The following is a 21,631-nucleotide window of genomic DNA, read 5'->3' on the forward strand; positions in this document are numbered from 1 at the left end:
CCGCCCCGGTCAGCCCTCCGTGAGCGCCGCTGCGGGGAGCCAGTCGGCGTCGAGCAGCTCGGCGATCTCCCGGAGCGAGGCGGTGTCCGCGCCGGCGGTGGAGCCGCTCACGGCCAGCCGCTCCACCATCACCTTCGCCACCTGCTCCTCCACCGTGTCCGCCGCATAGGCGATCCGCCAGGGCGAGCTCTTCCCGTCGCGGTGCGTGCGCCCGGTGACCTGCCGCGCCTGGATGCCGGAGAACCGCGGTTGGTGGAACAACCCGACCCGCGGCATCTCCGAGGCGGTCGACCCGTCGGGCAGCAGCTCGCCCGCGTGCAGGCTGATCGACGCCGTCACCGTGAACACGCACACCATCGCCTCGCCCCGCTGGAAGCGCAGCCGCTCGGCCTCGACGTCGAACCGGTCGCGGCCGAAGATGGCGGCGACCGGGATCTTCGCGTCCAGCAGCGCCTCGCGGATCGGGTCCGCCGCCGTCTCGACGAACTCGACCGAGACGGCCACCTGGCGCTCCGCCTCGACCTGCGCCTTGATCCAGTCGACGGTGGCCTGCACCCGGATCAGCCCGGCCTTCTGGCGGAACCGCAGCAGCGCCGCGCGGCCCTTCGCGCTCTGCCGGGCCCGGCGCGCCAGCTGCATCTCGGCGCGGAACTGCGACCACTCCGCCTCGTAGGCCGCCCGCTCCGCGGGAGTGAGCAGGACCGGCGTCCCGGTCACCGACACCGGCCCCCACGGCGCGGGGCGGTGCAGCGTCGCCGGCGGATCGGCGTCGGCCAACCAGGACTGCAGCCGTGCCAGGTCCGACCGTCGCTCGTCGGGATCCTCGCTCCACTGCCATCCGTAGCGGCCACGTTCCACGTGGAACCGATGCCGCTCCAGCGCCTTGGGGAGGTCGGCCCACTCCTTGATCGACTCGCCCTGGCGGGCGGCGAACTCCGGTGCCAGGTACGGCAGCTCCAGCGGGGTGTGCGCGGGGGTCGCGGTCGCCGCCAGCACGTACGGGGTGTCCTTGACCCGGGCGGCCCCGGAGACGGCCTTCCAGTGCTTCCACCGCTGCGTGGTCGTGTGCCGCACCATGTGCGCCTCGTCGGCCACGACGACGTCGAAGCGGAGCTTGGCGACCTTGCCGAGCCGGTCCCAGGTCGTCACGCACCAGCGCAGCCCGCCGTCGCCGAAGCCCGCGATCGAGCGAGACCAGTGCGGGATGGTGATCGCCGCGGGCCGGTCGGCGATGACCAGCACCGTGCGCACCGGCCGCTGGGCGGCGATCTCGTGGACCGCCAGGATGGCGGTGCCGGTCTTGCCCACTCCGGGGTCATCACCGAGCAGGAACACCCGGCCCCCGGCAGCCGCGTGCGCGGCCACGACCGCCGCGCCGGTCTCCTGCGGCTCGCGCGGCACCAGCGCGGGGGGAACCGGCAGCGGGCGCGGCGTCTCGTTCAGCTCGTCCTCGAGGAACCGCTCCAGGCTGTAGGCGGGCGGGTCGTACGGGGCCAGCTCGGGCGGCAGGGACCGGCCGACCCAGACGGTCGCCTGCAGGCCCGGGTGCCAGACCGCACCCGGCGCCGGAGCCCGGAACGGCACGGCCAGCACCCATACCCGCTCCCCGGGCCCGGCCTCGGGGAGTTCTGGCGCCGGCTTCTTCGCCGATGCCCTGCGGGGTGCGGCCTTGCGGGTGCGGGTGGCGGTCGTGCTGCGGCTGCTCGTGCTGCGCCGTCGTCCTGGCATGCGTCGGTTCTCCCCCTCGTCCCCGGCACGGTAGGCCGCGGGACCGACAACCCGTCTGATGGAATCGCCGGGTGACCGACGGTGGCAACGACGAACGCCTCGCGGCGCGCACCCTGGGCGAGGCGGGGCCGCGCGTCGTCTTCGTGCACGGGCTGTTCGGCCAGGGCAAGAACTGGACGACGATCGCCAAGGGTCTGTCCGAGGGGCACAGGGTGACGCTGCTCGACCTGCCCAACCACGGCCACTCCCCCTGGACCGAGCGCGTCGACTACCTCGACATGGCCGAACTCGTGGCCGCGGAGCTCGCGTCGTTCGACGAGCCGGTCACCCTCGTCGGGCACTCGATGGGTGGCAAGGTCGCCATGCAGCTGGCCCTGCGCCGGCCGGAGCTGCTCCGCGGACTGGTCGTGGTCGACATCGCCCCGGTGGAGTACCCGTTGCAGGGCGGGCGGACCGACGACGCCGACGAGGAGGCCTCCCCCTTCGAGGAGTTCATCGCCGCCATGCGGGCGGTGGACCTGGACTCGCTGAAGACCCGGGACGAGGCCGACGCGGCGCTGCGGGCCGCCGTCCCGAGCCGGATGGTGCGCAGTTTCCTGCTGCAGAGCCTGGTCCGCGAGGACGTCGGCGGGGAGCAGACCTGGGGCTGGCGGCTGAACCTGGAGCTGCTGGCCCGCGACCTCGGGGAGCTGCGCCGGTTCCCCGATCCGCCGCCCGGCGCCACGTACGACGGTCCGGTGCTCTGGATCGCCGGCGCGAACAGCCACTACGTGCTGCCCGGGGACCGCGAGCGGATGGACGAGCTCTTCCCGATGACCCGGCTGGTGCGGGTGAAGAACGCCGGGCACTGGGTGCACTCGGAGCAGCCGGAGATCTTCCTGGAGACGCTGCGTCGCTTCCTGGTCCAGGTCGAGCAGTGACGGTCCTCCGGTCGCTGGCGCTCTTCGCGCTGGCGGCGCTGGCCGAGATCGGCGGCGCCTGGCTGGTCTGGCAGGGCGTGCGCGAGCACCGCGGCTGGGCCTGGATCGGCGGCGGCGTGATTGCGCTCGGGCTCTACGGGTTCGTCGCGACGCTGCAGCCGGACGCCAACTTCGGCCGGATCCTGGCCGCGTACGGCGGGGTCTTCGTCGCGGGCTCCCTGGCGTGGGGCATGGTCGTCGACGGCTTCCGCCCCGACCGGTGGGACGTCACGGGTGCGCTCGTGTGCCTGGTCGGCGTCGCGCTGATCATGTACGCCCCGCGGGGGGCCTGAGCTCCATCCCGCCTGGGAACGGACACACCGGACCCGCCCGTCCGGGGTGCCGCACTGGTTGCGAAACGCATCAGCTCCTGTCGTTCGCGGAACCATGACGAATACGGGGGGAACGCCCGAGCTGGCGGCCGAGCAGCGGGCGCGCGTGCTGACCGATCGACAGCTGCGCGCCGCTGGCTGGGAGGTCCAGGACCGGGCCAGGGCCAACCTGAGCTTTTCCGGCGTCGCGGTCCGCGAAGCGGTGATGGCGCCGGGCCACGGGCGTGCGGACTACCTGCTGTACGTCGACAAGCGCGCCGTCGGGGTCATCGAGGCGAAGCCCGAGGGGACGACGCTGTCCGGCGTCGAATGGCAATCGGCGCGTGACGCTGCACCAGCTGGACGAGGACTTCTTCGAGTGCCTTTGACGACGCGGCGGCGGAGCCGCGCCGGCTCAGGGGCCGGCGCGGCTGAGGACTTCCGTTCCGTCCGGGCGGTAGGTGCGCCAGCGGCCGGTGCCGGGATTCCGGCGGATCGTGAAGCCACCTTCGTGACAGCCCGTGTGGTGGCGCTCGCAGAGAAGCGCGCCGTTGTCGCAGCTCGTCGGGCCGCCGTGCGCCCAGTGCACGACATGGTGGAAATCGCACCACTCGGGCGGGGCATCGCATCCGGCGAAGACGCAGTGATCGTCTCGGATCTCGGTGGCCCGACGGATTCCTGCCGTGGACGTGCGCTGCTCCCGACCCACGTCGAGCGGCAACCCGCTGGGGCCGGTGAGGATCCGGGCGACCCCGGCGTCGCAGGCCAGCCGGCGCGCCGTCTCCGGGTTGATCGGCCCGGCCCATCCCAGCGAGCCACCCGAGAAGCCCGGCGCACCACGCTCGGCGCAGAGGGCCATCAGATCGATGGTGACCCGGACGTGCGGGCGCTCACCACGAACTGTCGGCAGTCCACCGGCGTCCAGCGCACCGCGGGCCAGCGCGACCAGCGCATCGCCCTGGCGCTCGGCGTGGGAGCGGGCGTCCCCGGCCGGGCGGTCGCCGTTCATGAGTGCGACCAGCGCGGTGTGCAGGTACTCGCCGCCCACCGCGTCGAATTCGCCGCGCACGTGCACCCGGCCGTCCAGCCCCGATGCCATGGTGAACCGGCGTCGGGTGTCGGCGGCGTCGTCCAGCGTGCCGTCGGGGTCCACGCCGGCCACCCACTGCGCGACACCGCGGGCCGTCTCGTTCGGGGCCGTCGCCCGAGCCAGGTCAGCCAGGATGCCGTCGGTCAGGCCGAGGTCGATCCCGGCGTCGGCCGCCTTGGCCAGCCGCCCTGGCGTCATGGCCCTCGTGATCACGCGTGCGTGGGCTGCGCTGATCTCGCCGCTGGCGAAGGCCGCCGCGGTCTCCGGGAGCTGCTCGAGGCGACGGCCGGTCGACACCGTCGCCGTCGCCTGCTCGGGAGCCATGCGGCAGCTCCCGCGGAGCCAAGCCTTCATCGATACGGCGCCGTCACGCCGGTAGGCCTCGCGACGGTCAGCGGCACGGACGGCGGAGGTCAGGGCCGCCGCGACCCGGTTGGCGGTGACCGACAGGTCGCCGACGAGGTCGAGCAGCGCATCCTCCGACAGGTCGCCGAACGCGATGCCGGTCAGCTCGTCGAGGGCTGAACGCAACTCGGACACGAACCGCACCCCCTCTGACCGGACTTCGCCGATGCCCCCACAGTAGGCAGGGGGTACGACAGAAATCGCAGGTCAGCGGGGTGATCAACCGACGTCACGCTCGAGCAGAACCCACTGCGGCGCAGCCACCTCGACGAGTTCGTCGAGTCCTTCCGGCCCGGCCGTCCGCGGACGGAACGGGTCGAGAGCGAGCGCTTCCGCTGCTTCTCCTACGAGGAGATCGTCGCTCGGGACAAAGCCAACCTCGGCATCACCTGGCTGAAGGATCCTCGCTGGAGGATCTCGATGACTTGCCGGCGCCCGAGGTCATCGCTCGCGAGGTCGTCGACGACCTGACCGCGGCCTCGCCGAGTTCGAAGCCGTGGCCGCGGCTCTCGAGAGGGCCGGCGGGGCGGCTCCGGCCTAGCAGGACTTCTCGTGCGGTCTGCCCCGTCGGGGTGGGCGAGGCAGCGCGCCTCGTCCACATCACGGCTGCCTGCCGTCAGGATGTGGAAACTTCCGGGAGTCGACGGTCCCGGCGGACGCGCAGCCAGCAGGAGTGAGTAGATGACACACCCCGGTCCGCACAAGCCCGGTCCCGGCGACGCGTACGGCACCCCCGGCCAGCCCGGGTGGGAGAAAGACCAGCCGGCCTACGGCGGCGGCTACCCGCCGGCGGGTGGATACCAGGGTCCGCCGATCCCGCCCGCAGGCGGCTATCCGCCCGCCTACGGCCAGCCGTACGGCCAGCCGTACGGCGGCTACCCGTACCCGCCCCAGCGCACGAACGGCATGGCCGTCGCCTCCATGGTGCTGGGCATCCTCTGGCTGTACTGGATCGGCAGCATCCTGGCGCTCGTCTTCGGCTACGTCGCGAAGCGGCAGATCGCGGAGCGCGGCGACTCGGGGAGCGGCATGGCGACGGCCGGCATCGTCCTGGGCTGGATCGGCATCGGCTTCCTGGGCTTCGGCATTCTCTTCGGCCTCGCGTCGGCCACCGGCTACTGATTCGGCGGCAGGATCGGCAGGCTGATTGACGACTGCGGGGTGGGCCCGACCTGACCTCGTGACAGCGGACGGCTAACCCGCCATCCTGCGGGCATGCGGCAGGAATCGGTGGTGCACAGCCCGCATCCCGCGCTGCGCCCGTACGTCGCCGCGGCTGTGGGCTACCGGCACGAGGGGTTCCCGCCCGGCGAGCACCTGGGCCTGCCCTCTCCCTGGCTGACGCTGGTCCTCACGCTGGACGAGCCCCTCGTCATGGCCGCGCATGCCGACCCCCGCCAGGCACCCGGCAGCTTCGACGCCCTGGGCGGCCTGCACACGCGCCCTGCGCGGATCGTCCACCCCGGCCGGCAGGCCGGCGTCCAGCTCTCCCTCACCCCGGCCGGCGCGCGGGCGCTCCTCGGCGTTCCCGCCGGCACGCTGGCGTCGCTCGACTGCCCGCTCGAGGACCTCCTCGGCCGGCGCGGACGCGAGATGGTCGAGCGGATGCGGGCCGCTCCGGATTGGCCGGCCCGGTTCGCCGCGCTGGAGGCCGTGCTGCTGCTCGAGCTCCACGACGACGAGCCGGTCCCCGAAGTGGCCGAGGCCTGGCGGCTGACGACGTCGGCCGGCGGGCGGCTGCCCGTCGCCGAGGTGGCGGCACGGGTGGGCTGGTCGGTGCGTCACCTGGAACAGCGCTTCCGGAGCGAGACGGGGCTGCGTCCCAAGGAGGCGGCGCGGGTCGTCCGGTTCGACCGCGCCCGTCGGAACCTGGCCGCGCGGGCGACCACCGGCCGTCGGATCGACCTCGCCGGGCTCGCCGCGGACGGCGGCTTCACCGACCAGGCGCACCTGACCCGCGAGTGGCGCGCCTTCTCGGGTCTCTCCCCCACCCGGTGACTGGCCGCGGAGTTCGGATTCGTCCAAGACACCGCCGCCCTGAGCACGGCACTCTCCAGGTCATGACGACTCCTCCGCCCTCGGTCTCGCCCGCCTTCCGCGCAACCGACGCCCCCGCCCTCATCCGGTTCCTCATCGACGCCTTCGGATTCGAGGAGACCGCCGTCTACGGCGAGGGCGACCGGGTCGACCACGCGCAGCTGGACTGGCCCGAGGGCGGCGGGGTGATGCTCGCCTCCCTGAAGGAGGACCCCGACGACGCGTGGCCCGCCGTGCCCGGCACCGCCGCCTGCTACGTCGTCACCGCCGATCCCCAGGCGGTGCACGACCGTGCCGTGGCGGCCGGGGCCGAGATCGTCCGCGAACTCGCAGGCACCGACGACGGCTCGCGCGAGTTCTCCGCGCGCGACGTCGAGGGCAACGTCTGGTCCTTCGGGACCTACCCGGGCGAGCCGCGCCGGCCGGGGTGACGGCGCGGGGCCAGGTCAACCGGCCGCGGGGAGCAGGTCCTCCGCCATACCGAGCCGGTGCGCCGCCGTCTCCCGCAGGAGGACCGTCATCGCCCGGTCGGGATCGACCGCGTGCCCCGGCGCCCAGGCCGGAGGCGCGGCGTGTGTCCGCCGGAACGCCGCGGCGGCGCGACGGCCCTCGGCGGCGGACAGCTCCGGATGGAACTGCACCCCGACGACCCGGGCCCCGAGCGCGAACCCCTGGACGGTGGTCACCGGGTTGCTCCACAGGTGCCGGACGCCAGCGGAGGCGAGGAACCGATCGGGCACCTCGGCCACGTGTGCGGTGGCCACCACGACCTCCGGCGCCGTCGGCGACTCCGGCCTCAGCACCGTCCGCCCGGCCTCACCTCCGCCGCGGGCCGGCCGGGGCAGGAGCCCGGTCGCCACGGCGGCGATCATCTGGGCGCCCAAACAGATGCCCAGGACCGAACAGCGGTCCGCCTCGGCGGTGGTCAGGGCGGCCGCCACCGCGGACAGCCGCCCGGTCATGGCGGAGGATCCGGACGCGACCGGTTCCAGGCCGCCGCCGAAGACGTGCAGGACGTCCGGGCGGCCGTAGTGCTCCGTCCCGTCGTCGCCCCAGGGGACGACGGTGATGTTCCATCCCAGCCGACCGAGGCGGGAGGCGACCGGAGTCCCCCACGACACCCCCGGCCATGCGTCCCCGCTGCCCTGCCAGACCACTGCGTCCACGAGCGCTCCCGCGTTCTCGGGGCACCCCCACGTCGGTGCCCGAGGAAGGATGGCGGGCGCGCGACCGCGACGGGGGTCGACACGGTTTCGGGCAGGTCACGTATCGGCCTCACCCGCCCCGGCGGGCCGCTCCCCCGGCGCGCGCCTACGGTCGTCAGGCAGAGCCAGTACGGGACCGGCCCGGGAGGAGATCGACGTGTGCGGCATCGCCGGTGGATGGGGGGCCGCGACGATCGACGACGTCGAGGCCATGACCCGGGCGCTCGCGCACCGTGGCCCGGACGACGCGGGCGTGCACGTGTCCGGCGACTTCGTTCTCGGCCACCGGCGCCTGTCGATCGTCGACCTGGAGCGGGGCGCCCAGCCGATCGTCGACGGATCCGGCCCGGACGAGGTCGTGGTCGTCGTCAACGGGGAGATCTACAACGCAGCCGGGCTGCGGGCGGAGCTCGGCGACGATCGGCGCTGGCAGACCGGGTCCGACAGCGAGGTCGTCCTGCGACTGCTCGATGATCGCGGCGACCGCCCGGAGGCCGACCTGGAAGCGGCCGCCCGCCTGCGCGGCATGTACGCCTTCGCGGTCCAGCGCAGCGGAGAGCTCGTCCTCGGCCGGGACCCGGTCGGCATCAAGCCGCTGTACCTGGGCCGGCTCGGGCCGGCGACCGTCTTCGCCTCGGAGGTGAAGGCCTTTCCGCCGGGCACCCGGGACGTCACCCCGCTGCCGCCGGGAACGCTCTGGTCCTCCCGCGCAGGTGTCACGCGGTTCGACGCGCTGCCCGCGCCCGCTGCGGAATTCCGTCCCACCGGCGAGCACGTACAGGCGGTGCGGGAGGCGCTGGAACGGTCGGTGGAGCGGCACCTCATGGCAGACGTCCCGGTGGGGGCCTTCCTCTCCGGCGGCCTGGACTCGAGTGCCATCTGCGCGCTGGTGGCCCGGCGGCTGCCCGGTCTGCACACCTTCGCGGTCGGCCTGGCCGGCAGTCCCGACCTCGCCGCCGCCCGCCAGGTGGCCGACCACCTCGGCACGGTCCACCACGAGCGGGTGATCGAGCCCGCCGAGATCGCGGAGGCGCTGCCCGGCATCGTCTGGGCGCTGGAGTCCACCGATCCGGACCTGGTGCGCAGCGCCGTTCCCACCTGGTTCGTCGCGGAGCTCGCCGCCCGGCACGTCAAGGTGGTGCTCACCGGCGAGGGAGCCGACGAGCTGTTCGCCGGCTACCGCTACCACGCCGACGTCCCGAAGCACCTGCTGCACGACGAGCTGCGCCGCTCGCTGGGCGAGATGCACCACATCAACCTGCAGCGGGTCGACCGCATGACGATGGCGCACAGCCTCGAGGCCCGGGTGCCCTTCCTCGACCTGGACTTCATCGACGCGGCCCTGCGGGTCCCGGTGGAGCTCAAGCTGCCCGACGGCGGGCCGGAGAAGTGGGTGCTGCGCGAGGCGGTCGCCGATCTGCTGCCGCCGGAGATCGTCTGGCGCACGAAGTCGCAGTTCGACGAGGGGACCGGCGTGGGGGACCTGGTCGACCGGGCGCTGGCAGAGCACTGGGGGCACGCCGGGGACTCGCCGCTGGAGGCCGTGCTGGCCAGCGTCGCGCCGCCGGACATGGTCGCCCACGTCGCAGCCGTCGCCGGCCGGTGGAACGCCGGCCGGCTCGGCGAGGTGGCCTGAGGCGAAGGCGCAGCGGGGGCGGTCACACAGGGGGGCCCGGGCCGGAGCCCGGGCCCCGCTGTCGCGCGAGAGGACGGATCAGTCGATGAAGCCGTTGTCCCGCAGGAACTGCTGCGCGACGTCGGCGTACTCCTCGCCGTCGTTGTCGACCTGGGAGTTCAGCTCGGTGATGACCTCGTCGGTGAGCAGCTCGCTGATCTCCGCCATGAGGTCGGCGATCTCGGGGTTCTCGTCGAGCACCTCCTGCCGCAGGGTCAGCGCCCCGTTGTAGGGCACGAAGAAGTCGCGGTCGTCCTCCAGGACGACCAGGTCGTTGGAGACGATCCGGGCGTCGGTGGAGAAGACCTCGCCGAACGCGCAGCTGTCGCCGACCTGCGTGTAGATGAGGCCCAGGTCGAGCTCGACGACCTCGGAGAACTCGAAGCCGTAGGCCGTCTGCAGGCCGGGCAGGCCGTCGTCCCGGTTCAGGAACTCACTCGCCGCGCAGATCGAGCCCTGGTCGGGGTTGGCGGCGACGAACTCGGCGACGTCGCTGGTCGTCTCCAGGCCCTCCTGCTCGGCGAGCTCCGCGGAGGTGGCGATCCGGTAGGTGTCCTCGAACGGCGCGGGCTCCAGCCAGGCGACGCCGTTCTCGGCGTCGGCCTCGGACACGGCGGCGAACAGGTCCTCGGGCAGGTCCTCGGTGGTGTTGCCGAGGATGTTCACCCAGCCGGTGCCCGAGTACTCCCAGTACATGTCGATGTCGCCGGACTCGAGGGCCGCCCGCACCGTGTCGGTGCCGGTGAGCCCCGTCTGGTCGGCGGCGTCGGCCCCTGCTGCCTGCAGCGCCGCGATGGTGATCTGGCCGAGGATGACCGACTCGGTGAACTCCTTGGACCCGACGGTGACCGAGGTCCCGGAGAAGTCGTAGTCCTCCGCGATCGACCCGCCGCCGGCGCTGTCGCCCGATCCTCCGGAACCGCCGGCGTCGCTCAGGTCGGTGTCGCCGCCACAGGCCGTGGCCAGCATCGCGGTCATCCCCAGGATCGCTGCGGTGGACCATGTCCTCGTCGTCATCGTGTTCCTCTCGGTGGGTGGACGGCCGGAATGGCGGCCGGGCAGGATCAGAGTCCCTTGGGCTTGAGGACGTCCTCGGCGATGCCCGCGAGGTGGTCCACCAGGAGTGCGAGGACCGCCGTCAGCACGGCACCGGTCAGCGAGACCAGGAATCGGTTGGTGGAGAAGCCGGCCACGATCAGCGTGCCCAGGCCACCGCCGTTGATGTAGGCGGCCAGGGTGGCGGTGCCGACGTTGATCACCAGCGCCGTCCGGATGCCGGCGAGGATGACCGGGACCGCCAGGGGGAGCTCCAGCCTGCGAAGCACCTGCCGGCCGGACAGGCCCATGCCCTTGCCCGCCTCGAGGACGGCCGGGTCCACACCTTCCAGCCCGACCATGGTGTTGCGCAGGACCGGCAGCACGGCGTAGGCCACGAGGCCGACGACCGCCGCCCAGAAGCCGAGGAAGAAGAAGGCCACCGCCAGCAGTGCGAGCAGCCCGATGGTCGGCACGGCCTGGCCGATGTTGGCGACGGTGAGGAGCAGGCCCCGGTACCGCCGGGTGAACGGACGGGTCAGCAGGATCCCCAGCGGCACCGCCAGCGCCACGACCAGCACGGTCGAGACCGCGGTGAGGGCGACGTGCCGCGCGGCGGTCTCGCCGATCGTCTCGGCGGTGAGGCTGCGGGCCTCGATGCTGTCCAGCTCCTGCGAGCCGACGTAGAGCCAGAGCGCCAGGAGCACCAGCGCGAGGACCACCGGCAACGCCAGCCGGCCGATCCAGGGCCACCACCGGCCGCCGCGGGCAGGATCGGTTCCCGGCGGCCGGACGGTGGCCCAGTCGGTGGACGCCGTCATGACCAGCGGCTCCCGGCGGCGTCCGACGCCTCGTCGAGACCCCGGCGCGCGGTGCGCTGGTCGTCGCTGCGCATGGTGCGGATCGCCTCGGTGATCCGGTCGATGTCCACGACGCCCTGGTAGACGCCGTTCCCGTCCACCACAGTGGCCACGCTGTAGCGAGCGGTGATGAGCTCGTTCAGGGCGTCGCTGAGCGTGGCGTGCGGCTCGACGATCGCCTCCGGGTGCATCCCGATCTGGTCCAGCCGGCGACCGTCGGCGCGCTGGAGGTCGGTGGCGCCCACCCAGCGGCGGGGCCGACCCTGCGCGTCCAGCACCAGGACGGCGCTCCCCGGGGCCGAGCGCAGCACGCGGAGGGCCTCCTCCGGCGACGTCCCCTCGGGCACCGTCGGCCAGTGGCTCAGCTCGATGTCGCGGACCCGGCTGAGGTTGAGCCGCTTCAGCGAGGCGCCGGAGCCGATGAAGTCGCGGACGAAGTCGTTCGCCGGATGGGTGAGGATCGTCTCCGGGGTGTCGTACTGCACGACCTCCGAACCCTCCCGGAGGATCGCGATGCGGTCGCCCATCTTGATCGCCTCGTCGATGTCGTGCGTGACGAAGACGATCGTCTTGCGGACCTGGGCCTGCAGTCGGAGGAACTCGTTCTGCAGCCGGTCGCGGGTGATCGGGTCGATCGCTCCGAACGGCTCGTCCATCAGCATGACGTCGGGGTCGGCCGACAGCGCCCGGGCCACGCCCACGCGCTGCCGCTGGCCACCGGACAGCTCCTTCGGATAGCGGCCCCGGTACTCCGCGGGATCCATCCGCACCGTGGTCAGCAGCTCGTCCACCCGGGCGGCGACGCGCTGGGCGTCCCAGCCGAGGAGCTTGGGGACGGTCGCGATGTTCTCGGCGATCGTCATGTGCGGGAAGAGCCCGATCTGCTGGATGACGTAGCCGATACGGCGGCGCAGCTGGTCGGGGTCGGCATGGGTGACGTCCTCCCCGTCGAGCAGGATCCGCCCGGACGTCGGCTCGATGATCCGGTTGATCATCTTCATCGTCGTCGTCTTCCCGCAGCCCGAGGGGCCGACGAGGATGACGATCTCCCCTTCGGGGATGTCCAGGGTGAGGGCGTCCACGGCCGGGCGCTGCTGCCCGGGGAACGTCTTGGTGAGTTCTTCCAGCCGGATCATGGGACGGTCGGCCGGCCCTGTTTCGGTCATCGAAGGCCCTTCGAGGTGGTCAGCTTGCCCAGCAGCGTGAAGGCGGCGTCGAACACGACCGCCACCACCACCACACCCAGGGTTCCGGCGAGGACGAGGTTCACCGCGACCGGGGACCCGACGCGCGCCAGCCCGGTGAAGATGAGCTCCCCGTAGCCGGGGCCGTTGACGATCGCGCCGATCGCGGCGATGCCGACCAGGACCACGGTGCTCACCCGGATGCCGGTGAGCACGACGGGCCAGGCCAGCGGCAGTTCGATCCGCAGCAGGCGCTGCCTGCGGGACAGGCCCATGCCCAGGGCCGACTCGACGATCGCGGGATCGACCTGCAGCAGGCCGGTGATGGTGTTGCGGACCACCGGGAGCAGGCCGTACATGGTCAAGGCGATGACCACGGGCGCCGTTCCGAGGCCGACGATCCCCAGGAGCAGGACGAAGAGCGCGAACGACGGGATGGTCAGGAACGCACCGGTCACTGCGATCACCGCGCTGCGCGCCGTGGGGCTGCGGTAGCTGAGGACGCCGAGCAGGACGCCGAGCGCGGCCGAGATCGTCACCGACAGGGCGACGAGCGCGGCATGCTCGATGCCCAGTTGCAGCACGTCGTCACGCCGTTGCCACGCGAAATCCACGAAGTCCAGGTCGTCGTTCCTCTCCGGTTGCACAGCGATACCGGCGCGGTTGCGGCTGTGGTCGTGGTCGACCCTTCCGAGGTCCGGACATCTTGGCAATGCGGGAGTAGACCATTCGGGGGTTATCGGGATCGAATCGTTGTGTACGGCAACGCTCGCCGGGCGCGCCAGGTCGCGCCCGGCACCCACCCCAGGACAAGATCAGCCCATGACCGACCCCCGTGCGGGCCGCCCCGCCCAGCCCAGCGACCTGATCGACGTCGCCTCGCTGGTCACGGCCTATTACACGCGCGAGCCCGATCCGGCGGATCCGGCGCAGCAGGTCGCCTTCGGGACCAGCGGGCATCGCGGGTCGGCGTTCGACGCGGCGTTCAACGAGGCGCACATCCTGGCCACCACCCAGGCCATCTGCGAGTACCGGGCGGCCCAGGGCTACGACGGCCCGCTGTTCCTCGGCCGGGACACCCACGCCCTCAGCGAGCCGGCGTGGGCCAGCGCCCTGGAGGTGCTGGCCGCCAACGACGTTCCCGTCCTGGTCGACGTCGCCGACCGCTACACCCCCACGCCCGCGATCAGCCACGCCATCCTGCGGGCCAACCGGGGCCGCGCCACGGGCCTCGCCGACGGCATCGTCGTGACCCCGTCGCACAACCCGCCCCGCGACGGCGGCTTCAAGTACAACCCGCCGTCCGGCGGCCCGGCCGACACCGACGCCACCACGGTCATCGCCGATCGTGCCAACGAGCTGCTGCGTGCGGGCCTCGACGGGGTCCGCCGCATCCCCTTTCCCCGGGCCCGCGGTCAGGCGCAGGCGCACGACTTCCTCGGCGACTACGTCGACGACCTGCCGAACGTGCTCGACCTCGACGCCGTCCGCGACGCCGGGGTGCGCATCGGCGCCGACCCCCTCGGCGGTGCCAGCGTCGACTACTGGGGCGCGATCGCCGAGCGCCACCGCCTGGACCTCACCGTCGTCAATCCGCTGGTCGACCCCACGTGGCGGTTCATGACGCTGGACTGGGACGGCAAGATCCGGATGGACTGCTCGTCGCCGTCGGCGATGGCCTCGCTCATCGCGGAGCGTGCCGGATACGCGATCGCCACGGGCAACGACGCCGACGCCGACCGGCACGGCATCGTCACCCCCGACGGCGGGCTGATGAACCCCAACCACTTCCTCGCCGTCGCCATCTCCTACCTGTTCAGCCACCGGCCGGAATGGGCTGCGGACACTGCCGTCGGCAAGACGCTGGTCTCCTCCTCGCTGATCGACCGGGTCGTCGCCGGTCTGGGCCGGCGGCTGGTGGAGGTGCCGGTCGGCTTCAAGTGGTTCGTGCCCGGCCTGCTCGACGGGTCCGTCGGCTTCGGCGGTGAGGAGTCCGCGGGGGCTTCGTTCCTGCGCCGGGACGGCGGCGTGTGGACGACGGACAAGGACGGCATCCTGCTGGCCCTGCTGGCGGCGGAGATCCAGGGCGTGACGGGCCGGTCCCCCTCGCAGCTGCACGCGGACCTCACCGCGCAGCACGGCGAGTCGACCTACGCGCGCATCGACGCCCCCGCCACCCGGGAGCAGAAGGCGGCGCTGGGCAAGCTGTCGCCGGAGGCGGTCGCCGCGACCGAGCTCGCCGGCGAGCCGATCATCGCCAAGCTGACCCGCGCCCCCGGAAACGACGCGGCCATCGGCGGGCTCAAGGTGGTCACGGAGAACGCCTGGTTCGCCGCCCGTCCGTCGGGGACCGAGGACGTCTACAAGATCTACGCCGAGTCCTTCTCCGGTCCCGAGCACCTGGCCCGGGTCCAGGAGGAGGCGCGTGCGGTGGTCACGGCGGCCCTCGGCGGGTGATCTGCCCGCACGGGTGACACGGGCCGTGCCTGCCTGGGTCCGGGTGCCGGCGCCGGGCAGACTCGCGGCATGACCGACGGTTCGGAGTGGGGCCCGGCGCCGCTGTCGGACGGTGGCGCTCAGCAGGGCCACGGGTACGCCCCGCAGCCGCAGTACGGCCAGCCTCCATACGGTCAGCCGCAGTACTGGCCGCCGCAGAGTGCCCCGGCCCCGTACGGCCAGGCCGCCTACGGCCAGCCCCCGTACGGGCAGCCCTATCCGCCGCAGCCGTACGCCCAGGTCCCGTGGCAGGCCCTCGCCTGGCCGCACGGCACCGGCCGTCCCGGAACGGCCACCGCCGCCGCGGTGCTGGGGTTCGTCACCGGCGGGCTGACCGCGATCGGATCGTTCGTCATGCTCCTGGCCACGCTCACCGGTGACGAGGACCCCGCGACGATGGTGCTGTCGATCGGCCTCCCGTGCGCCGTCGGGCTCGTCGTCGGCGGTGTGCGGCTGCTGCAGCGCCGATCCGCGGCCACGCTCTTCTGGTCGGCGGTGGCCGCCCTCGTGGTGCTCGCGCTGACCCTCGGGATCGCCGTGACCGGCATGGAGGGCGATGACAGGTTCGGTGTGATCGCGTTCGTCCTCTTCGCCTGCGTGCTGCCCGCCGTCACGGCTGTCTTCGCCCGGGTGCGCACGGTCACCAGCTGGGCCGACTCCTTCTAGGCCCGGCTCCGGCGCCGGATTCGCCGGCGGCGTCCCGATGTGGGCGACGGTCGTTCACCGCGTCGCCCACTCGTTTCCTGTCCCGATTCGCGGGAGGCCTTGACAGCCGCCCGATCGGCACGGATGGTGAGAGCGCTCCCACGGTGGTCTGCGTCACAGCAGGTCTCGGGAGCGGCGACGACCGAACATCCAGCCACTGCGCGGAAGGACAAGAGATGACTGCTGCCTCGAAGACGAGGCGCGTCGCGGCGACGGTGGCGGCAGCCACCCTCTCGCTCGCCGGCGTCATGGCGGGGCAGGTCGCCCACGCCGCCAACGACGTGCTGGACCCCAGCACCGAACTCTTCGCCAATCCGGAGAGCACCACGCTGGAGGCCGCGCAGGGCCTCACCGGCCAGGCGCGCGCCGACGCGCAGCTGCTCGGGAGCTTCCCGTCGGCCGACTGGTTCACCAAGGGCACCCCGCTCGAGGTCGAGGCTGCCGTCGCGGAGGTGGTCGCGTCGGCCGACGCCACCGACGAGGTGCCCGTGCTCGTGGCCTACAACGTCCCGTTCCGGGACTGCGCCCAGTACTCGGCCGGTGGCGCCACGAGCGTCGAGGAGTACAAGGGCTGGATCGACGGCTTCGCCGCCGGCATCGGCACCAGCGACGCCACGGTCATCCTGGAGCCCGACGGCCTCGGCATCATCCCGCACTACACCACGCTCGATGGCAACACCGAGTGGTGCCAGCCCGAGGAGCTGGACGCCGATACGGCCGCCGCGGAGCGGTTCGAGATGCTCAACTACGCCGTCGACGCGCTGGCCGCGCTGCCCAACACGGCGACCTACCTCGACGGCACGCACAGCGGATGGCTCGGCGTCGGCGAGATCACCGACCGGCTGATCAAGGCCGGCGTCGAGGACGCCGACGGCTTCTTCCTCAACGCGTCGAACTACGTCGCCACCGAGCGGCTGCAGAAGTACGGCACCTGGATCTCCGACTGCATCCACCTGTCGCAGGGCAGCAGGTGGGAGCCGAGCTGGTGCGCCAGCCAGTACTACCCGGCGAACCCCAGCGACCTCTCGACCTGGGGTCAGAGCGACGCCGCCTACGACAAGGCGTACGCGGACACGAGCATGACGCGGAACCCGGCCGAGCAGGCGCACTTCGTGATCGACACCAGCCGCAACGGCCAGGGCAGCTGGACCCCGCCGGCGGGCTTCCTCAACCCGCTGGACTGGTGCAACCCGCCGGGACGCGGCGCCGGCCTCACGCCGACCACCGACACCGGCAACGCGCTGATCGACGCCTACCTGTGGATCAAGGTCCCCGGCGAGTCCGACGGGTCCTGCTACCGCGGCTCCTCGGCACCGCACCCGGGCGACCAGACGGCGGACCCGGCCGCGGGCCAGTGGTTCCCGGAGCAGGCCCGTGAGCTGATCGCGCTGGCCAACCCGCCGATCGCCGCTCCGACGTGCCACGTCTCCTACACCGTCCACGGCTCGTGGCGGGAGGGGTTCAACACCCAGATCTGGATCAAGAACACCGGCACCGAGCCCGTGAACGGCTGGGAGCTGGAGTGGGCCTTCCACGAGAAGGAGACCATCCAGAACCTGTGGAGCGGCTCGGCCACCCAGCAGGGTGCCTACGTCGAGGTCGACAACCTCTCGTGGAACCGGACGATCAAGCCGGGGCAGCAGATCACGCTCGGCTTCATCGGCGAGACGAACGGCTCGCCGGTCACCGAGCCCTGGCTGTTCACCCTGAACGGCGCGGGCTGCACCTCCGACTGACCGACCATCCCTGAACCGCGGACGGCGGGGCCCGAGGAGGGCCCCGCCGTTCTGCACGTCCGGCGCCGGGCGCGGCCCCGAGGCTCCGCTACCCGCGGACCGGGGTCCGGGTCAGCGGCGGGCGTCCGGGCGCCGGCGCGCCTTGTCGGCGTACATGTCGTCGTCGGCCGCGCGGACGAGGCGCTCGTAGACCTCGTCCGGGGCCTCGCCGCCGCGGGCGGTGCCGATCCCGATGCTGATGCCGACCGGCACGCGGGCGCCCTCGAGCTCCAGCGGCTCGGTGACCGTGGTCCGCAGCCGGTCGGCCAGTGCCTCGGCGTCGGCCTTCTGGGTGTTCTCGCAGACGATGCTGAACTCGTCGCCGCCCAGCCGGGCCGCGGTGTCGCTGGCCCGCAGCACCGACCGGAGCCGGTCGGCGAAGGACACGAGCACCAGGTCGCCCATGGGATGGCCCAGCTCGTCGTTGATCGCCTTGAAACCGTCGAGGTCGATGACCAGCACGCAGGTCGGGGTGTTCTCCCGGTGCCCGCGGTCGAGGGCGTGCCGCAGCCGGTCGTGGAACAGCAGCCGGTTCGGCAGCCCGGTGAGGGGGTCGTGCAGCGAGCGGTGGACCAGCTGCGCCTCCAGCGCCTTCCGCTCGGTGATGTCCTCGATGATGAGCACCAGGTGGGCCGCCTGGCCGTCCTCGGTCTCCGGCACCCACGACGCGGTGATCTGCACCGGCACGTGCGAGCCGTCGGGCCGCGTCAGCTGCGTCTGGTGCCGCATGGGGCGGTCGCGCTCAGCGGCGAGCGTCACGTGGGCCTCGCGGGCCGCTCCGACGGCGTCCGGGTGCACGAGGTCCAGGACGGAGCGACCGCGCAGCTCTTCCGCGGTCAGGCCCACCATGGACGACAGCGCCGGGTTGGCGTCGACGAGGAGTCCCGCCGGCGTCGTCAGGGCGATGCCCATCGGCGCGTTGGCGAAAGCGCTCCGCCGATCCGCCGGGGGCAGCGCGTCCACCACCTCGATCACTGCGCACCTCCCATGCTGTGACCATCTTGCGCGACGTCCCTGACGATCTGCTCCCCGGACCGGCCGCTCCCGTTCCGAGACGCCTGATCGGGCGAACCACCGGGGGTGCAGGATGCTGGTACCCGCCACGCACCGAGGAGACGCAGATGAACGAGTTCGACCTGGTGCTGCCGACCACGGTCGACGTCCGCGAGGTCGGCATGCGGGACGGGCTGCAGCTGGAGGCGCCCGTGCCCCTGGCCGGCAAGCTGGCGATGCTGGAGGCCCTGGTCGCCACCGGCGTCCGCCGCATCGAGGCGACGTCGTTCGTGTCCCCCAGGGCAGTGCCCGCGCTCGCCGACGCCGACCAGGTCGCCGCGGAGCTGGCGCGCTGGCCGGAGGTGCACTGGTCGGCGCTGGTCGCCAACGCCCGCGGCGCGGTCCGGGCGGTGGACGCCGGCGTCGCCGACCTCGAGTACGTCGTCTCGGCGTCCGACGGGCACAGCCGGGCCAACGCCGGGCGCAGCACCGCCGAGGCGGTCGGCGCCGTCGCGGAGGTCGCCGCCCTGGCGCACGGGGCCGGCGGCTCGCTCGAGGTCGTCATCGCCACCGCATGGGACTGCCCCTTCGACGGCCGCACCCCGATCTCGCGCACGGTCGACGTCGCCCGGGCCGCGGTCACCGCCGGCGCCGACCAGCTCTGCCTCGGGGACACCATCGGGACGACGACGCCGTTACGCGTGGTGACCCTCGTGGACGCGGTCCGCCGGGCCTGTCCGGGCGTGCCCGTGGGCGTGCACTTCCACGACACCCGCGGCACCGGGCAGGCCAACGCGCTGGCCGCCGTCCAGGCCGGGGTCACCCAGCTCGACGCCTCCGTCGGCGGGCTCGGCGGCTGCCCGTTCGCGCCCGGCGCCAGCGGCAACATCGCCACCGAGGAGCTGGTCTACATGCTCGAGGAGTCCGGGGTGCGCACCGGCATCGACCTCGACGCCGTGCTGGCCGCAGCCCGGGTGACCGAGCAGCAGGTGGGCCGCGAGCTGCCGAGCTCGCTGTACCGCGCGGGTGGCCGCTCGGTGCCCCGGGTGACGGAGACGCGCGCATGACCGCCGAGGAGGCGCCGCGGATCGTCGACCCGCGGCTCATGCGGGACGTGCTGGGCCACTTCGCCTCCGGGGTCACCGTCCTGACCGCCCAGACCCCCGACGGGCCGATCGGCTTCACCTGCCAGTCCTTCAGCTCCCTGTCGCTGGACCCGCCGCTGGTCGCCTTCGCTCCGGCACGCACCTCCCGCACGTGGCCCCGGCTGCGCGACATCGGCCGGTTCTGCGTCAACGTCCTCGCCGAGGAGCAGGACGACGTCTCGCAGAACTTCGCCCGGTCCGGCGCGGACAAGTTCGCCGGCGTCCCCTGGACCCCCAGCCCGCACGGCTCGCCCGTGCTGGACGGCGTCATCGCCTGGATCGACGGCGAGCTGTGGGCCGAGTACGACGGCGGCGACCACACCATCGTGGTGGCCCGCGTCCTGGACCTGGGCGCGTCGGCCGAGCGTCGGCCGCTGCTGTTCCACCGCGGCGCCTACGGCCTGCTGCATCTGCGCGAGGGGTGACCGGACGGTTCCCCGCGCGCCCTCCGGGGCACCGAGTGTGCGGGCACGCCCGCCGTGCCCGGATGCGAGGAGGCATCTGATGGGACTGCTGGACCGGATCTTCGGCCGTCGGCGCCGAGCGGAGGAGCGCTACGTCGACCAGGGCTACGACGGGGGATACGACCACGGCGCCCCGACCGCCCGGCAGCCCCGCTCGGCCGACGAGCAGGCCCTCGAGCGGTACCGCTACCTGCTGCGCACCGCCCCGCCGGAGAAGATCGAGGAGGCGCACGCCGAAGCGTTCGAGCAGCTCACCCCCGAGCAGCGGCACCAGGTCCTCAGCCAGCTGGGCGAGGCCGGTGAGCGTCCGCTGGGCGACGACCCGCGCTCTCTCGCCCGGGCGGCGACCCGGGCGGAGATGCGGCAGCCGGGCATCCTCGAGCGGGCATTCGGACCGGGTGCCGGCCGCCACGGCCCCGGCTACGGCGGCGGCATGGGGATGGGCAGCATGATCGGCGGCAGCATGCTCGGCACGATCGGCGGCCTCGTCGTGGGCACCGCCGTCGCCGACGCGCTGTTCGACACCGGCCTGGGTGACGGCGGCCTGTTCGGCGGTGGCGATGAAGAGGCCTACGCGGAGGGCTACCAGGACGGCGCCGGAGCCGACGGCGGTGACTACGGCGGCGACCCGGGAGGCGACTTCGCCGGTGGTGCGGACAACGGCTGGGGCGGTGACGGCGGCGACTTCGGTGGCGGGGACTTCGGCGGCGGGGACTTCTGACCCGCCGGCCGGTCAGCCCGGGCGCCCCGCCCGGTCGTCGACCCGCCGGCGGAGCAGCAGCAGGCCGAGCACCGGGAGCAGCAGCGGCACGTAGCCGTACCCGCGCCCGTAGCCCGACCACACGGTCTCGTCGGGGAAGGCGGCCGGATCGGCCAGCGACAGCGTCCCGACGACGAGCACGCCGACCAGCTCCACGGTGATGGCCGCCAGGGCCGTGCGGCGTCCGGTCCGGCCGCCGCGGACCAGGCCCGCGGTGGCCACGACGTAGACGATGGCGGCCAGTGCGGACAGCAGGTAGGCCACCGGCGCCTCGGAGAACCGGGTGCTCAGCTGCACCCCGGCGCGCGCGCCGGCGGCGAGCGCGAAGAGCGCGTAGAGGACGACGAGCACGCGGGTCGGGCCGCCGGAGCTCTCCGCGGCCGGGCCAAGCGCGGAACGGTCAGGCACCGGTGGCCTCCCAGATCTGCAGCAGCCGCCAGATCATGACGCCGATGGCCGCAGCGGCGACGGCCAGCACCGTTCCGGCCCATCTCGTGCGCTCGGTGCGGGCCCAGAGGACGCCGGCCACCGGGATGAGCAGCGCGCCGACCAGGTAGCCGAGGAAGGTCGGGGTGTCCGTGGGGGTGTCCCCGCCCGCCATGGCCACCCCGGCCACGACCGCCTGGACCACGAGCAGGCCCTCGAGCAGTCCGGCGCCGGCCAGGTGCACCAGGCCGATCTGCCGCCGGGCGACCGTCGAGGCGAGCCCCAGCAGCGCGAGCACCCCCGCGACGACTGTCTCTTATACACACATGACCCTGCCGACGAAGAGGAACGTGAAAAACCAGGTGGCCGCGGGCTCAA

The 21,631-nt window shown here is 73.0% G+C and carries 22 protein-coding genes; 12 read left to right on the forward strand and 10 right to left on the reverse strand.

The window, feature by feature from the left end; all coding sequences use genetic code 11:
- Window positions 1-9 precede the first annotated feature (9 nt).
- Window positions 10-1,728, reverse strand: a complete 1,719-nt coding sequence (locus C5508_RS06675) for a DEAD/DEAH box helicase (RefSeq protein WP_104524166.1) — start codon at window positions 1,726-1,728, stop codon at window positions 10-12.
- Window positions 1,729-1,799: 71 nt separating this feature from the next.
- Here C5508_RS06675 and C5508_RS06680 point away from each other — a divergent pair, with 71 nt between their 5' ends.
- Window positions 1,800-2,648 carry an alpha/beta fold hydrolase gene (locus C5508_RS06680; RefSeq protein ID WP_104524167.1) on the forward strand — a complete coding sequence of 283 codons (849 nt, stop codon included), beginning with the start codon at window positions 1,800-1,802 and terminating at the stop codon, window positions 2,646-2,648.
- Window positions 2,645-2,980, forward strand: coding sequence for a YnfA family protein (locus C5508_RS06685; protein WP_104524168.1), 336 nt, complete (start codon window positions 2,645-2,647; stop codon window positions 2,978-2,980). The genes C5508_RS06680 and C5508_RS06685 overlap by 4 nt, the downstream gene beginning before the upstream one ends.
- A 433-nt stretch (window positions 2,981-3,413) precedes the next feature.
- On the opposite strand, the gene C5508_RS06695 is transcribed toward C5508_RS06685, so the two are convergent.
- Window positions 3,414-4,628 carry an HNH endonuclease signature motif containing protein gene (locus C5508_RS06695; RefSeq protein ID WP_157944015.1) on the reverse strand — a complete coding sequence of 405 codons (1,215 nt, stop codon included), beginning with the start codon at window positions 4,626-4,628 and terminating at the stop codon, window positions 3,414-3,416.
- A gap of 546 nt (window positions 4,629-5,174) precedes the next feature.
- Here C5508_RS06695 and C5508_RS06705 point away from each other — a divergent pair.
- The 3 genes from C5508_RS06705 to C5508_RS06715 all read left to right on the forward strand — a co-directional run bounded on the left by C5508_RS06705 (window position 5,175) and on the right by C5508_RS06715 (window position 6,961).
- A complete protein-coding gene (locus tag C5508_RS06705) occupies window positions 5,175-5,615 on the forward strand; it encodes a DUF4190 domain-containing protein (RefSeq protein ID WP_104524170.1) in 441 nt (146 codons plus the stop codon).
- Between the two features lie 93 nt (window positions 5,616-5,708).
- Window positions 5,709-6,491: an AraC family transcriptional regulator gene (locus tag C5508_RS06710; protein ID WP_104524171.1), complete on the forward strand. Its 783-nt coding sequence runs from the start codon at window positions 5,709-5,711 to the stop codon at window positions 6,489-6,491.
- Between the two features lie 62 nt (window positions 6,492-6,553).
- Window positions 6,554-6,961: a VOC family protein gene (locus C5508_RS06715; protein ID WP_104524172.1), complete on the forward strand. Its 408-nt coding sequence runs from the start codon at window positions 6,554-6,556 to the stop codon at window positions 6,959-6,961.
- 15 nt (window positions 6,962-6,976) lie between these two features.
- Here C5508_RS06715 and C5508_RS06720 read toward each other — a convergent pair whose 3' ends face one another.
- A complete protein-coding gene (locus tag C5508_RS06720; RefSeq protein WP_157944016.1) occupies window positions 6,977-7,696 on the reverse strand; it encodes a glutamine amidotransferase-related protein in 720 nt (239 codons plus the stop codon).
- Window positions 7,697-7,892: 196 nt separating this feature from the next.
- Here C5508_RS06720 and asnB point away from each other — a divergent pair, with 196 nt between their 5' ends.
- The gene (gene asnB, locus C5508_RS06725) at window positions 7,893-9,371 is read left to right on the forward strand and encodes an asparagine synthase (glutamine-hydrolyzing) (RefSeq protein ID WP_198597930.1); all 1,479 of its coding nucleotides are present in this window, start codon (window positions 7,893-7,895) and stop codon (window positions 9,369-9,371) included.
- 78 nt (window positions 9,372-9,449) lie between these two features.
- Here the strand turns inward: asnB and C5508_RS06730 are convergent, their stop codons facing one another.
- Genes C5508_RS06730 through C5508_RS06745 form a run of 4 tightly spaced genes read right to left on the reverse strand, consistent with a single transcriptional unit; the run spans window position 9,450 to window position 13,136 of the window.
- A complete protein-coding gene (locus C5508_RS06730) occupies window positions 9,450-10,427 on the reverse strand; it encodes a glycine betaine ABC transporter substrate-binding protein (RefSeq protein WP_104524175.1) in 978 nt (325 codons plus the stop codon).
- A gap of 47 nt (window positions 10,428-10,474) precedes the next feature.
- A complete protein-coding gene (locus tag C5508_RS06735) occupies window positions 10,475-11,266 on the reverse strand; it encodes an ABC transporter permease (protein WP_104524176.1) in 792 nt (263 codons plus the stop codon).
- Window positions 11,263-12,441, reverse strand: coding sequence for a betaine/proline/choline family ABC transporter ATP-binding protein (locus C5508_RS06740; RefSeq protein ID WP_198597931.1), 1,179 nt, complete (start codon window positions 12,439-12,441; stop codon window positions 11,263-11,265). Before C5508_RS06740 ends, C5508_RS06735 begins: the two co-directional genes overlap by 4 nt.
- A 26-nt stretch (window positions 12,442-12,467) precedes the next feature.
- The gene (locus tag C5508_RS06745) at window positions 12,468-13,136 is read right to left on the reverse strand and encodes an ABC transporter permease (RefSeq protein WP_232796966.1); all 669 of its coding nucleotides are present in this window, start codon (window positions 13,134-13,136) and stop codon (window positions 12,468-12,470) included.
- A 175-nt stretch (window positions 13,137-13,311) separates the two neighbouring features.
- Here C5508_RS06745 and pgm point away from each other — a divergent pair, with 175 nt between their 5' ends.
- The 3 genes from pgm to C5508_RS06760 all read left to right on the forward strand — a co-directional run bounded on the left by pgm (window position 13,312) and on the right by C5508_RS06760 (window position 17,426).
- Window positions 13,312-14,946 carry a phosphoglucomutase (alpha-D-glucose-1,6-bisphosphate-dependent) gene (pgm, locus tag C5508_RS06750; RefSeq protein WP_104524178.1) on the forward strand — a complete coding sequence of 545 codons (1,635 nt, stop codon included), beginning with the start codon at window positions 13,312-13,314 and terminating at the stop codon, window positions 14,944-14,946.
- Window positions 14,947-15,015: 69 nt separating this feature from the next.
- Window positions 15,016-15,651, forward strand: coding sequence for a hypothetical protein (locus C5508_RS06755; protein ID WP_104524179.1), 636 nt, complete (start codon window positions 15,016-15,018; stop codon window positions 15,649-15,651).
- Window positions 15,652-15,866: 215 nt separating this feature from the next.
- Window positions 15,867-17,426, forward strand: a complete 1,560-nt coding sequence (locus C5508_RS06760) for a glycoside hydrolase family 6 protein (protein WP_157944017.1) — start codon at window positions 15,867-15,869, stop codon at window positions 17,424-17,426.
- Between the two features lie 111 nt (window positions 17,427-17,537).
- Here the strand turns inward: C5508_RS06760 and C5508_RS06765 are convergent, their stop codons facing one another.
- On the reverse strand, window positions 17,538-18,440 hold the full coding sequence (locus tag C5508_RS06765; protein WP_104524180.1) for a GGDEF domain-containing protein: 903 nt from the start codon (window positions 18,438-18,440) through the stop codon (window positions 17,538-17,540).
- A 146-nt stretch (window positions 18,441-18,586) separates the two neighbouring features.
- Between C5508_RS06765 and C5508_RS06770 the strand changes: the two genes are divergently transcribed.
- The 3 genes from C5508_RS06770 to C5508_RS06780 all read left to right on the forward strand — a co-directional run bounded on the left by C5508_RS06770 (window position 18,587) and on the right by C5508_RS06780 (window position 20,788).
- On the forward strand, window positions 18,587-19,525 hold the full coding sequence (locus C5508_RS06770; RefSeq protein ID WP_104524181.1) for a hydroxymethylglutaryl-CoA lyase: 939 nt from the start codon (window positions 18,587-18,589) through the stop codon (window positions 19,523-19,525).
- Window positions 19,522-20,028: a flavin reductase family protein gene (locus tag C5508_RS06775; RefSeq protein ID WP_104524182.1), complete on the forward strand. Its 507-nt coding sequence runs from the start codon at window positions 19,522-19,524 to the stop codon at window positions 20,026-20,028. The genes C5508_RS06770 and C5508_RS06775 overlap by 4 nt, the downstream gene beginning before the upstream one ends.
- Before the next feature lie 79 nt (window positions 20,029-20,107).
- Window positions 20,108-20,788 (forward strand): hypothetical protein, encoded by a 681-nt coding sequence (locus tag C5508_RS06780; protein WP_104524183.1) that lies wholly within the window; start codon window positions 20,108-20,110, stop codon window positions 20,786-20,788.
- A gap of 12 nt (window positions 20,789-20,800) precedes the next feature.
- Here the strand turns inward: C5508_RS06780 and C5508_RS06785 are convergent, their stop codons facing one another.
- A complete protein-coding gene (locus C5508_RS06785) occupies window positions 20,801-21,235 on the reverse strand; it encodes a hypothetical protein (protein WP_104524184.1) in 435 nt (144 codons plus the stop codon).
- Window positions 21,228-21,551, reverse strand: coding sequence for a hypothetical protein (locus C5508_RS06790; protein WP_232796967.1), 324 nt, complete (start codon window positions 21,549-21,551; stop codon window positions 21,228-21,230). Before C5508_RS06790 ends, C5508_RS06785 begins: the two co-directional genes overlap by 8 nt.
- Window positions 21,552-21,631: the final 80 nt, after the last annotated feature.

This window comes from Blastococcus atacamensis (assembly GCF_002938425.1).
Classification (GTDB): domain Bacteria; phylum Actinomycetota; class Actinomycetes; order Mycobacteriales; family Geodermatophilaceae; genus Blastococcus; species Blastococcus atacamensis.